Origin of the sequence: Marinomonas sp. MED121 (genome assembly GCF_000153025.1) — a bacterium.
GTDB lineage: Bacteria > Pseudomonadota > Gammaproteobacteria > Pseudomonadales > Marinomonadaceae > Marinomonas.
This window is the reverse complement of sequence record NZ_CH672433.1, coordinates 13,537-25,204: the sequence shown is the minus strand read 5'-3', so window position 1 is coordinate 25,204 and position 11,668 is coordinate 13,537. Positions and strand designations below refer to the sequence as shown.

The 11,668-nt window shown below is 40.2% G+C and carries 13 protein-coding genes; 10 read left to right on the top strand and 3 right to left on the bottom strand.

Going from position 1 to position 11,668, the window contains the following annotated elements; translation table 11 throughout:
* From trpS to MED121_RS18525, 3 genes are all read left to right on the top strand, one after another.
* Positions 1 to 1,011 (top strand): tryptophan--tRNA ligase, encoded by a 1,011-nt coding sequence (gene trpS / locus MED121_RS18535; RefSeq protein ID WP_009835294.1) that lies wholly within the window; start codon positions 1 to 3, stop codon positions 1,009 to 1,011.
* A 15-nt stretch (positions 1,012 to 1,026) separates the two neighbouring features.
* Positions 1,027 to 1,872 (top strand): Tim44-like domain-containing protein, encoded by an 846-nt coding sequence (locus MED121_RS18530; RefSeq protein ID WP_009835293.1) that lies wholly within the window; start codon positions 1,027 to 1,029, stop codon positions 1,870 to 1,872.
* Between the two features lie 100 nt (positions 1,873 to 1,972).
* Positions 1,973 to 2,479 carry a chemotaxis protein CheW gene (locus MED121_RS18525; protein WP_009835292.1) on the top strand — a complete coding sequence of 169 codons (507 nt, stop codon included), beginning with the start codon at positions 1,973 to 1,975 and terminating at the stop codon, positions 2,477 to 2,479.
* 75 nt (positions 2,480 to 2,554) lie between these two features.
* On the opposite strand, the gene MED121_RS18520 is transcribed toward MED121_RS18525, so the two are convergent.
* Positions 2,555 to 3,853, bottom strand: coding sequence for an inosine/guanosine kinase (locus MED121_RS18520; RefSeq protein WP_009835291.1), 1,299 nt, complete (start codon positions 3,851 to 3,853; stop codon positions 2,555 to 2,557).
* An 86-nt stretch (positions 3,854 to 3,939) separates the two neighbouring features.
* On the opposite strand from MED121_RS18520, the gene moeB reads away from it, so the two are divergent.
* Both moeB and trxB read left to right on the top strand, forming a co-directional pair.
* A complete protein-coding gene (gene moeB, locus MED121_RS18515) occupies positions 3,940 to 4,680 on the top strand; it encodes a molybdopterin-synthase adenylyltransferase MoeB (protein ID WP_009835290.1) in 741 nt (246 codons plus the stop codon).
* A gap of 235 nt (positions 4,681 to 4,915) precedes the next feature.
* Entirely contained in the window at positions 4,916 to 5,866 is a 951-nt protein-coding gene (gene trxB / locus MED121_RS18510) for a thioredoxin-disulfide reductase (RefSeq protein WP_009835289.1), read from the top strand.
* A gap of 81 nt (positions 5,867 to 5,947) precedes the next feature.
* Here trxB and ppa read toward each other — a convergent pair whose 3' ends face one another.
* Positions 5,948 to 6,478 (bottom strand): inorganic diphosphatase, encoded by a 531-nt coding sequence (gene ppa, locus MED121_RS18505; protein WP_009835288.1) that lies wholly within the window; start codon positions 6,476 to 6,478, stop codon positions 5,948 to 5,950.
* A 180-nt stretch (positions 6,479 to 6,658) separates the two neighbouring features.
* Between ppa and ihfB the strand changes: the two genes are divergently transcribed.
* The 5 genes from ihfB (at position 6,659) to MED121_RS18480 (ending at position 9,838) form a co-directional block, all read left to right on the top strand.
* A complete protein-coding gene (gene ihfB, locus MED121_RS18500; RefSeq protein ID WP_278043834.1) occupies positions 6,659 to 6,994 on the top strand; it encodes an integration host factor subunit beta in 336 nt (111 codons plus the stop codon).
* 72 nt (positions 6,995 to 7,066) lie between these two features.
* Positions 7,067 to 7,390: a LapA family protein gene (locus tag MED121_RS18495; protein ID WP_009835286.1), complete on the top strand. Its 324-nt coding sequence runs from the start codon at positions 7,067 to 7,069 to the stop codon at positions 7,388 to 7,390.
* Positions 7,391 to 7,395: 5 nt separating this feature from the next.
* Positions 7,396 to 8,568: a lipopolysaccharide assembly protein LapB gene (lapB, locus tag MED121_RS18490; RefSeq protein ID WP_036181218.1), complete on the top strand. Its 1,173-nt coding sequence runs from the start codon at positions 7,396 to 7,398 to the stop codon at positions 8,566 to 8,568.
* 37 nt (positions 8,569 to 8,605) lie between these two features.
* Positions 8,606 to 9,322 carry an orotidine-5'-phosphate decarboxylase gene (gene pyrF, locus MED121_RS18485; protein WP_009835284.1) on the top strand — a complete coding sequence of 239 codons (717 nt, stop codon included), beginning with the start codon at positions 8,606 to 8,608 and terminating at the stop codon, positions 9,320 to 9,322.
* 150 nt (positions 9,323 to 9,472) lie between these two features.
* A complete protein-coding gene (locus MED121_RS18480; protein WP_009835283.1) occupies positions 9,473 to 9,838 on the top strand; it encodes a helix-hairpin-helix domain-containing protein in 366 nt (121 codons plus the stop codon).
* A 115-nt stretch (positions 9,839 to 9,953) separates the two neighbouring features.
* Here MED121_RS18480 and sulP read toward each other — a convergent pair whose 3' ends face one another.
* Entirely contained in the window at positions 9,954 to 11,663 is a 1,710-nt protein-coding gene (gene sulP, locus MED121_RS18475) for a sulfate permease (protein WP_009835282.1), read from the bottom strand.
* Between the last annotated feature and the right edge of the window lie 5 nt (positions 11,664 to 11,668).

Below are 11,668 nucleotides of genomic sequence, written 5' to 3'. Positions count from 1 at the left end.
ATGGCTAAAGAGATTGTTTTAACAGGAATTACCACCAGTGGTACACCGCACTTAGGCAACTATGTTGGCGCGGTTCGCCCGGCGATTGAAGCAAGTTTGCAGGAGAATAATGAATCATATTTCTTCCTAGCTGACTACCATGCTTTGATCAAATGTCAGGACCCAGAGCGTGTAAAAAGCTCACGTAAAGAAATTGCGGCAACTTGGCTTGCGTGTGGTCTTGATCCAGAGAAGGTGTGTTTTTATCGCCAATCTGATATTCCTGAGATTGCTGAACTCAATTGGCTATTAACCTGTGTGACTGCAAAAGGCTTAATGAATCGTGCTCATGCTTATAAAGGTGCGGTTGATGTGAATGTCAATGCGGAGCAAGATGCAGATTTGGGCATCACCATGGGACTGTTTTGTTATCCAGTGCTTATGTCAGCAGATATTTTAGCCTTTAATGCCAATAAGGTGCCTGTTGGCCGTGATCAAATTCAGCATATTGAAATGGCGCGTGATATCGCTGGCCGTTTAAATCATTTATACGGAAATCAGTTAGTCTTACCTGAGGCTGTGGTTGATGATTCAGAAACCGCCTTATTAAAAGGCCTTGATGGCCGTAAAATGAGTAAGAGTTATAATAATACTATTCCGCTTTTTGAAGGTGAGAAAAAACTTAAAAAAGCGATTAACAAGATTAAAACTAACTTACTAGAACCTGGTGAAGCAAAAGATCCAAATGATTCAACCGTATTTGATATCTATCGTGCTTTTGCAAATGAAGAACAAACCGCAGCAATGCATCAGAAATTTTTAGATGGTATTGCTTGGGGTGAAGCGAAAAAAGAATTGTTTAACCTAGTGAATGACGAGTTAGGTGAGGCGCGCGAAAAGTATAATGCTTTGATGGCAGCACCAGATGAAATTGAAGACATCTTACAAGCTGGTGCAGCGAAAGCTCGTATCCGAGCTCAATCAATTGTAAACCCTTTGAGAGAATCAATGGGTTTGGTGAAGTTTAGTTAACTTGGAGTATAGAGTATGAAAACGAGTGTTTACGCTTTCCTTATGGCGTTTGTACTGGCCATTGGTTTTGGTGGTTTCAGTGCACATGTCGAAGCGAAAAAGTTTGGTGGTGGTAAGAGTTTTGGTAAGAGTTATTCCGTGCCTAAATCTACTTCAGCGAATAAAGCAACAACAGCGGCGAGTTCAGCGACTAAAAAGAAAAGTGGTCTTTTTGGTGGTGGCTTGATGGGCGGCCTTATGGGCGGCTTATTGGCTGGTGGTATCTTTGCTGCCTTGATGGGTAGCGGTGCTTTTGAAGGTTTCGCCTTTGGCGATATCTTGCTATTTGCTCTTGTTGGTTTCTTAATCTACAAGTTTTTTATTGCGCCAAAACGTCAACAAGCTGCGGCGAATAATGCACAGTTTCGTCAGATGCCAGGTGCGGATTCTTTTCAACAAGCACCTAATGCTTCTGCGAACCCTTTTAAAGCACAAGATCCTGCGATGCAATTACCACCTGACTTTAATCAGGCTGCTTTTGTTGCTGAAGCTAAAAATCATTACACCGCTTTGCAAAAAGCATGGGATGAGAATGACTTCACAGAAATTGCTGATTATGTGACACCTGAACTATTGGCTATGTTACAAGCCGAGCGTGCTAACTATGGCGCTGATAAACCGAAAACAGAGGTTATCTCGTTAGATGTTGAGCTTGTTCGTGGTGAATTCCAAGGCTCTATTTCTTCTATTACCTTGAAGTTCTCAGGTTGGATCAAAGAGGGTGAAGACACAAGTGATAGTACTGAGTACTGGCACTTAGAGAAAAATATGTCGCAACAGTCAAGCAATTGGACCATTGTTGGTATCCAGCAAGATAACTAATTGTTACTTAAAATTTGAGCTATGCCATTACAAAAATACCAAGATTACGTATATTGTTAATGGCATACGTTAATTATTTAGTTTAAAAACGGAAGTCACTATGTCTGAGATTGCTACATTAAATGACTCTAAAAAAGGTGTTGCTGAGAATGCCAAAGGTGAGTTATTACAATATCTTACTTTTAAGTTAATTGATGAAACCTACGGCATTAATGTAATGCAAATTCGTGAGGTTTTAAGATACAGTGAAATTGCTCCTGTTCCGGGCGCGCCTTCTTATGTGATGGGGATTGTGAACCTTCGCGGTAATGTTGTTACTGTGGTTGATTCACGTGTTCGTTTTGGCTTACCTGATGCAACGATTTCTGATGATACCCGTATTATTATTGTCGAGCATGATAATGAGCAAGTGGGTCTTTTGGTTGATGCTGTACAGGAAGTATTTTACCTTTATCAAGGTGAGATTGAGCAAAGCCCTAGCGTCGGTAATGACGAAGCTATCATGTTTATTCAAGGTGTTTATCAAAAAGATGACGAGCTTGTTATCTTACTTGAATTGGATCGATTCTTTGAAAGTAATGATACTTTAGGAATTGAAGCCCTTTAATTAAGGCTTTCTTTTCGCAAAAAAACCATGCAATTGCATGGTTTTTTTGTTTCTGGTCGCTTGATATTAAAGTGCTTAGCTCTCCCAATAGCTTTCTTCTAAGCTGTCTTCTCTCTCGGGTAGTCCCCGTGAAAGTCTTGGTGCATTTTGTGCCAAAATCTCATAACTCACTCGGTTAGAATATTTGCAGATTTGGGCAAACGATGAGTAGCATAAAAAATCTGCTCTGTGCTTACTTGAGTTAGGCACGGCTGAACGGTGGAAGTAGTTAGCTGAGATATCATGTAAGAGTGCTGATAGGGCACCATCACCAGCACCATTGGTGTTTTTGATGTTTTCAGGCCCACCCATATAAGGGTCTATATGAGAAAATACCTTGATTGGAGCATGGCAATCACGGCGCTTCATTGGGCGGCTAAATTCGTATAGGTTAAAGTCTTCTAGACTATCGGACTTAATGGGATTGCTGGTTTCACGTGCAAGCTCTGCACTGGTGTGGCCGCAAAGATAGAGTCCATGAGGGCCTGCTGTGATAAGCACCATATCAACAAAATCCAGAATATAATCTGCAGCTTGTAATGGGTCGTCATACCCTGTCAGAGCTTCAGCCTCTAGTTCATTCATCGCTAAAACATCAACCGACTCTTCGATTAAAGACATAAGTAGTTCGCGATTATCCGCCACCAAATGCTGTGTGCCCAAAGTCAAAACAACGGGTACATTATGCTTATTGGCAGATTTAATAGCCGTTAGCATTGCTTCATGTATGGGCTTGTCTTGATGGCGAATAGGGTAAGCGCAGGCAACAAATGCGGCCGCATGGGAAATGATTTCATCAGGAATATGCTGCTTGTTGAGCTCATCCATATCACCTGGCGCAATAGCAAAAGTACGTTCACCATCTTCTGTTATCAGGGTAATGCCTCGACCTATGTCACCTGTAACACCTTGGAGATGGTTCATATCCACCTTACTACTTGTATGGCAAATATAATGATAGGCAGGTGAGCCTAGCTGAATATTGGCTGACATGACACCTAATAAAACAGACTTATCATCAGCAAGTACCGAATAGTTATGCAGGGTGTTGCCTATGGTGCCGCCAGCAAAATGATCAGAGATTGAGCCTTGTTCAACTAATTCTGCATAGATTTGGGTCGCCGTATCATGATCCACTAGATTGGATAAACCTTTAGTGACCTTATGACGGGCTAAAAAATCATCATTCACATTTGCGATAACATCAACAATGGTTTCATCAAGACCCACAATATAAGTGTCTTTGTTAGGCTGTACTTCTGACGTAGGTAAAGCAGGTTTAGGTTGTGAAACGGGAAAATAATGCTTTAACTTGCGACGACCAGGGAATTTCATGTTCAATATCCGACATAGGAAAAAAAACATTTTATCAAAAAATAGTGTCGGGCTAATATGGCTTACCCTAAAAAAATGGCAATTTAATGAACGAATTACAATTAGATAGATATAGTCGGCAGATTTTATTACCCAATTTCGATATTGAAGGCCAACAAAGGTTGATGCAAGCAAGGGTAATGGTTATTGGCATGGGCGGTTTAGGAAATATTGCATCCTGCTATCTTGCTGCAGCAGGTATAGGGCATATGACCTTGGTTGATGATGATGTGGTGGAATTAAGTAACCTTGCAAGACAGGTTTTGTACCGACAAGATGACATTCAACAGCCAAAAGCGTTGGCGGCTAAGGCTCAAATAGCGCAAATGAATGATGAGGTCGAGGTTGAGGTAGTGTTGCAACGCTTAGACGAAGCATCGTTAACTGAAAAAATACAAGGGTATGATCTAGTACTAGATTGCACGGATAATTTCAAAATTCGCCAAATCATTAATAAATTATGCCACCAATATAAAATAGATCTGGTTTCTGGTGCTGCCATTCGTTGGGAAGGGCAAGTGCAGTCTTTCTTATTTTCGAAAGAGGACACGATTTGTTACCAGTGCTTGTACCCTGAACTCAATGATACAAATTTAAATTGCTCTCAATCAGGCATTATTAGCCCCGTGGTTGGCAGTATTGGCGTTTTGCAATCACTAGATGCTATCAAGATCTTATCTAAATGTGGCCAAGTTGTGCATGCAAAGTTGAGAGTGTTTGATGGCTTTGACGGTGTTTGGCGCGATATCAATTTAACGCAAGATCCTGAATGTGTCATTTGCGGTTAAAGTCGCTTTTCTATCGATTATTAGATAAAACCTGTTATGACAGACTTGAATTACGATAGAAGAACACTATCTCAGTAATAGTTAAAATTCGCTAATAATAGAAGGCGAATTTGGTTAGACTAACGATCCAATTTAATAGGTTGAACTCAGAACTTAGGCATTTCATATCAAATCCGAATAGTTTTAATGACTTTAACTTACCGACGACAAGATTTAGCTTTAAAGGAGCACATCAATGAGTGACGTTAAGCACGCAAAATTAATGATTTTAGGTTCTGGTCCAGCGGGCTATACCGCTGCTGTATATGCTGCGCGTGCAAACCTTAACCCTGTCATGATTACTGGCATGCAAATGGGTGGTCAGCTAACGACAACCACTGATGTTGATAACTGGCCTGGTGATGATCAAGGTGTGCAAGGTCCTGAGCTAATGGAGCGTATGCGCAAGCATGCTGAGCGTTTCGAAACAGAAATCATTTTTGACCAAATCGGTAAAGTAGATTTACAAAATCGTCCATTCCGTCTTGAGGGTGATGATGGCGTCTATACTTGTGATGCATTGATTATCTGTACTGGTGCGAGTGCGCAGTACCTTGGCCTTGAAAGTGAAACCGCTTTTATGGGTAAAGGTGTTTCTGCCTGTGCAACCTGTGACGGTTTCTTCTATCGTAACCAAGATGTTGCTGTTATTGGTGGCGGTAACACGGCTGTTGAAGAGGCCCTATACTTGTCAAACATTGCTAAATCAGTAACGGTTGTTCACCGTCGTGACAAGTTCCGTAGTGAAAAAATATTGTCTGATAAGATTATGGAAAAAGCGGCAAACGGTAACATTAACATTGAATGGAATTCTCAGCTTGATGAGGTTTTAGGTGATGATGCCGGTGTTACAGGTATGCGTATCCTAAACAATGAAACGGGCGAGAAGAAGGATATAGACCTTGCTGGCGTATTCGTTGCAATTGGCCATAAGCCAAATACTGACATTTTTGCTGGCCAACTTGAAATGAAGGATGGTTACTTAAAAGTCGAGTCAGGTTCCCATGGTAATGCGACTCAGACAAGCATAGAAGGTGTTTTCGCCGCCGGTGATGTTAGTGATCATATTTATCGCCAAGCGATCACATCAGCAGGAACAGGCTGTATGGCTGCCCTTGATGCCGAGCGTTTTCTTGATAATGACTAACGTTTATTAGTCATTTTGGTACATAAAAAAACCAGCCTAGTGCTGGTTTTTTTTATGATGAGAGTGATTTTTATTTAGTGCTTATTGCGCATTGTATGCTTCTACACCTTCAATAATAATCTTCTTAGCTTCTTCTGCGTTTGCCCAACCCTCGACTTTGACCCACTTATTTTTCTCTAGGGCTTTGTAGTTCTCAAAGAAATGTTCTATTTGATTACGCAATTGCTCAGGGACTTCTTCCACATCTTTGATATCAGTATAAAGGCTAGTCAGTGAGTCATGGGGGACTGCTAACAACTTAGCGTCAGTGCCTGCCTCATCAGTCATGTTTAATACTGCAACTGGGCGGCAACGAATCACGGAACCTGGAACGATTGGATGAGGGGTGACAACTAAGACATCTACTGCATCGCCATCGTCGGCGAGAGTATTATTGATATAGCCGTAATTTGCAGGGTAAAACATGGGAGCCGCCATAAAACGATCAACCATTAGTGCGTCTATTTCCTTGTCAATTTCATATTTAACCGGCGAACTTTGAGCCGGAATTTCAATGGTCACATAAATATCACTTGGTACATCTTTACCAGCAGGGATTTGTGAGTAGCTCATAGTTTTTCTTCCAACTTGTCTAAACTTGAGCAAAATTATAAAAGCTTGTTCTGCCTGATGCTAGTACGACTATGGTAGGGTTTTTGAATAATCGGGATTTTTATTCAAGAAAACTTATAAAAATTGTGAAGAAATCGACTTAACTTATTGCTTTCTTTCTAAATTTAGCTAGTCTTAGTGATAGATCAAAATCTAGTCGCGAGGACAGAAATGACTAAATCAGAGCTTATAGAGCTGCTTATAGATCAGCAATCTCATTTGCCTGTTCAAGATGTAGAGCAAGCTATAAAGGCTATGCTAGAGCATATGTCAGAAGTATTAGCAGATGGAGAGCGCATCGAAATCCGCGGTTTTGGTAGTTTTTCTCTACATTATCGAGCACCTAGAGTCGGACGTAATCCAAAAACCGGTGAATCTGTTGATCTCGTGGCGAAATATGTGCCGCACTTCAAACCTGGTAAAGAATTACGCGAATTAGTTAATTCACCATCAGTGGAAACTGATGAACTGAATTAATTCGATTTTTTAGCTCGAAATCTATTCAAGATCACGGCATAATGACGCCAATATTCATCTTGTAGGTGTTGTATGCTTAAGTGGTTTTCGCGAGTAGTTTTCGCATTTGTTCTTCTCTTTTTCTTATTAGTGGGGATATTTTTTGCTGTCCGCAACCCACAACCAGTCAGTCTCGACTTTATTTTCTGGCAAGCGCCTGAATTTAGTGTCTCTCTATACCTTTTGTTAGCCTTTGCTTTAGGTGCCATAGTCGCCATAGTTGCCAGTAGTGTTGTCTTGCTTAGAGCTGAAAATCATGTGCGTGTATTAAGTCGTCGTTGTACTAACGCGCAAAAAGAATTGGATTCTTTACGCAAAGCGTCTTTGACCAAAGATCTAGACATAAGTAGGGAGTAACTAGCTTGTCAGAGGTTTTACTTTTCATTGTTCTGTTCGTCGCGCTTTTAGCCGGATGGATAATGGGGCGTCGTAAATCCTCTTCACGACTAGACAGCCATAAATCATCGGTTCCTCCTGATTATTTTCGTGGTTTAAACCATTTATTAAATAACCAACACTCAGAAGCGATTGATGCTTTTGTTGATTCCCTTCAAGTTAACTCTGAAACTTTTGATATCCACCTTACTCTGGGTAACCTATTTCGTAAGAAAGGTGAAATTGAAAAAGCCATTAATGTTCATCAAAATTTATTAGCAAGACCAGAAATCACGCCACGAGAAATGCGCCTAGTGCAGCTAGAGTTGGCTAGTGATTTCATGTCTGCTGGTTTGTTGGATAGGGCTGAACGTCTTTTATTAAATATTGCGGCTAAACAGACTGAGTTCCAACCAACCGTTTTGGTTTTATTAGTTGATCTTTATGAATTTGAACAGAGCTGGGATCAAGCTATTCAAATTGGTCACCAACTTTACCAGCTTAATAAAAAGCAAGCCTTGGCAAAGCGTTTAGCTCATTTTTATTGTGAAATAGCGGATGAAAAACACGCTAAAGGCAAATCAAAAGAAGCCCTAGCGGATTACCAAAAAGCACTCGACATAGATGAAAAATGTGTCAGAGCAAGTATGGGAGCTGCAGATGTCTTTATTGCCCAAAAACGTTACCGAGATGCAATTAAAGAACTCAAACTTGTTGCTAGCCAAGATAAAGACTTTGTACCCATCACTATTCCTTTATTGAGGGATTGTTATGAAAAGGTATGGGGTAATAGTGGCTTTACTAAATTCCTACAAGAACAAAATAGAACTTCGCCTTCGGCAACGATTATTCTGGCTTTAGCCCAGCGTTTATCAAAAGATAATAAAGAATATGCTGAAATATTTTTAATTGATCAACTCAGAAAACACCCCACCATTAAAGGGTTTCGTGAGCTGGTGCAAATGCAATTAAATGAAGCAACGGATGAAGCGAAAGAGCATTTAGAGGTCTTATACGAACTGTTAGACCAGCTAACCGAAAATAAACATAAACACCTTTGCCGCCAATGCGGTTTTTCTGGTTTTCAACTGCACTGGAAATGTCCTAGCTGTAAAAGTTGGGGAACAGTAAAGCCCATTCATGGCTTAGAAGGTGAATAGATAAGTTAACCCCACAACCTTAATTAGAGGCCAATAAATGACCTGCAAATCTCCTATCGTCGTTGCTCTAGATTACCCAACAATGGCGCAATCAATTGAAATGGCTAAACGTCTTGATCCAAGCCAATGCAGAGTGAAAGTAGGGAAAGAGCTGTTTACTACCGCGGGTCCTGTTATTTTAGATGAGCTACACGCACTAGGGTTTGATATTTTCCTAGACCTTAAATTTCATGATATTCCTAATACTGTTGCTAATGCCGTTAGTGTGGCTGCTAGAGCAGGCGTTTGGATGGTGAATGTTCATGCTGCAGGTGGCCGCCGTATGATGGAAGCCTCTGCGAATGCACTTGAGTCTATTGCAACCCAGACAGGTAAAGACAAGACTCTGCTGATTGCTGTGACGGTTCTAACCAGTATGGATCAATCTGATCTTACTGAAATTGGTATTGATTTAACCCCAGAGCAGCATGTGCTTCGCCTTGCGAAACTTGCACAATCATCCGGTATGGATGGGGTTGTATGTTCGGCACAAGAATCAAGCATGCTATCAAATGAATTAGGTAAAGACTTTGCCCTAGTCACACCAGGAATTCGTCCTATTGGTTCTGATCAAGGGGATCAAAAACGAATTATGACACCCCAAGAGGCAATGGCGGCTGGTAGCCATTATCTTGTTATGGGTCGTCCTATTACTCAAGCAGAAGACCCTGTTGCTGTTTTGACAAGTGTTAATCAAAGCTTGATAAGTCATTAAAATAGGATATTTATCCTAAGCTTGAGAAAGTAAAGATACGGGTTATATTTATATGGCTGATTGACAGGGGGTTGATCAGTCATATGAACCTTTATAGGTTGATATTAATCCGACCAAGGTGGTCATCAATAGAAAAAGGAGTTTTCTATTATGTATTCTGCTATTTTAAATAATCCTCGCAATTTGAATAAAACCTTACCTTCTTTGCTTAAGGTTTTCTTTGTCTTAGTCTTAGTCTCATTATTATGTTTATCCAATGTCAGTATGGCTGCAAAACCACTTGATGTGAATCTTGCAACAGCAGAGCAACTGGCTGCCGTGATGGTAGGAGTGGGTCAAAAGAAAGCCCAAGCGATTATTGAATATCGTGAAACAAATGGTGCTTTTAATGCTTTGGACGAACTAATTTTTGTTAAAGGTATCGGACCTTCTTTACTCAAAAAGAACCGTGTTTACCTGTCTATTGGACCTGGTGAAGAGTTTAAAGGAGAAAAGCTAACTGAGATTCCTTTATAAAAAGACAAATGTCATCTATGTTTATTTAGGATCTAGATAGTCTCCTCGTTAGGGTTTTTACCTCAAGCTTCAGGCAAGAAGCTTGAGGTTTTTTTTGCTTTAAAATTTAAACTGTCTATTGCTTTAATGTTTGGATAGCTTGATGCTGAGTTAAAAAAAGTTGTCCAGTTAAGTTAGATATGAGGTGAGTGTGCTTTAGCTTATCCATAACAGGCCCCTTTACTTCTGATAAGTGCAACTTAATCCCTGCTGATTGTAATCTTTGCATCATGGTTTCTAGGCTTTCAAGCGCACTTAAATCTATCATATTTACGGCATTGCACATGAGAACAAGGTGCTTGACGTCAGGCTTATCTGAAATCAACTGAGTTACCTTCTCTTCAAGAGTCCTGCAATTAGCAAAGAATAAATTTTCATCAATTCTGAGACTTAATATGCTTGGCTCAATGTGAGTATCAAAGCGATCAATATTTCGATAATGCTCAGTCCCTTCAATATTGCCTACAATTGCAATGTGTGGACGGCTCGTATGCCAAAGGAAAAGTAAAATAGACAGACAAACACCCGCTAAAATCCCCGCTTCAATACCATAACCTAAGACAATCACTAAGGTACCTAGCATGGCGATACCATCATGTTTTGAATATTGCCAAATTTGCGTCAAGCCTTTTATATCTATAAGAGAATAAATTGCGATAATGATTGTTGCTGCCAGTACGGCATTAGGCATGAAAAAAAATAAGTCAGTGAGAAAAAACAGCGTCATTAAAACGAGTGAGGCAGCAAAAATACTGGATAATTGAGATTTAGCACCTGCTTCAAAATTGATAGCAGATCTTGAAAAACTACCCGCAACTGTAAACCCTCCACTTAAACCAGATATAATATTGGCACTACCTAGACCGACGAGCTCATTATTCGAATTTATTTTTTGACGACTTTGTGTTGCAAAGGCTTGGCTTATGGAAATTGATTCAATAAAGGCTATCATGGCCAGAATGCCTGCAGCTGGAAGTAGATCCTTAATAAGAGAAAAAGAAAAGTGTGGAACGATAAAAGAAGGTGACCCTTCAGGAACTTGTCCGACTAAAAGTAGCCCCTTTTGCGCTAAGTTAAAATGCATTACAAGAAAGGTTGTAATTGAAACAACTATCAAAGGTGAGGTTTTACTAAATATACTTGCCTTATGCTTATTTAGACCTAATTTCATCAAAAAACGCTCAAGAAACAGTTTCATGATAATTAAGCTAGTTAATGCACCAACACCTATGATCAGTGCGTAAAGGTTAAAATCCATTAATTGATTATATAATCCAGTTAAAATACTGGGTAAAGTGCCCCCGGAAACTGAAATCCCTAAAAAATGTTTTATTTGGCTGGCAGCAATAATGATGGCAGAACCCGTAATAAAACCTGATATCACAGGGTGGCTTAATAAATTTGCTAAAAAACCTAACTTCAAAAAGCCTAAGACCAGTAAAATTCCTCCTGACATTAGCGCAAGTATCATGGCAATTGCGTTGTATTCGGGTGTGCCGACCAATGCAAATTGACTACTAAAAGAAGCGGACATGATTGCAATGAGAGCCGCAGGTCCTATTGCCATGGTACGACTGGAACCAAATAAGGCGTATATGATGAGGGGAAGTATGCTCGCATAAAGACCCATTTCTGGCGGCAGACCCGCTAGTAAAGAGTAGGCCAAACTTTGTGGAATCAGCATGATAGAGAGTATGGTGCCTGCAATTAAATCAGCACCTAGATATTGACGCTTGTATTGGCTTATCTGGTCAATTGCAGGTATCCAGTTTTTTATATCTATCATTTAGG

Bases quoted from the DNA above. Each gene is read 5' to 3' on its own strand.
- MED121_RS18520 (WP_009835291.1), bottom strand. From the start codon at position 3,853: ATGAAATTCCCTGGTCGTCGCAAGTTAAAGCATTATTTTCCCGTTTCA.
- MED121_RS18525 (WP_009835292.1), top strand. From the start codon at position 1,973: ATGTCTGAGATTGCTACATTAAATGACTCTAAAAAAGGTGTTGCTGAG.
- MED121_RS18495 (WP_009835286.1), top strand. From the start codon at position 7,067: ATGCTTAAGTGGTTTTCGCGAGTAGTTTTCGCATTTGTTCTTCTCTTT.
- MED121_RS18530 (WP_009835293.1), top strand. From the start codon at position 1,027: ATGAAAACGAGTGTTTACGCTTTCCTTATGGCGTTTGTACTGGCCATT.
- ppa (WP_009835288.1), bottom strand. From the start codon at position 6,478: ATGAGCTACTCACAAATCCCTGCTGGTAAAGATGTACCAAGTGATATT.
- sulP (WP_009835282.1), bottom strand. From the start codon at position 11,663: ATGATAGATATAAAAAACTGGATACCTGCAATTGACCAGATAAGCCAA.
- trxB (WP_009835289.1), top strand. From the start codon at position 4,916: ATGAGTGACGTTAAGCACGCAAAATTAATGATTTTAGGTTCTGGTCCA.
- MED121_RS18480 (WP_009835283.1), top strand. From the start codon at position 9,473: ATGTATTCTGCTATTTTAAATAATCCTCGCAATTTGAATAAAACCTTA.
- trpS (WP_009835294.1), top strand. From the start codon at position 1: ATGGCTAAAGAGATTGTTTTAACAGGAATTACCACCAGTGGTACACCG.
- pyrF (WP_009835284.1), top strand. From the start codon at position 8,606: ATGACCTGCAAATCTCCTATCGTCGTTGCTCTAGATTACCCAACAATG.
- moeB (WP_009835290.1), top strand. From the start codon at position 3,940: ATGAACGAATTACAATTAGATAGATATAGTCGGCAGATTTTATTACCC.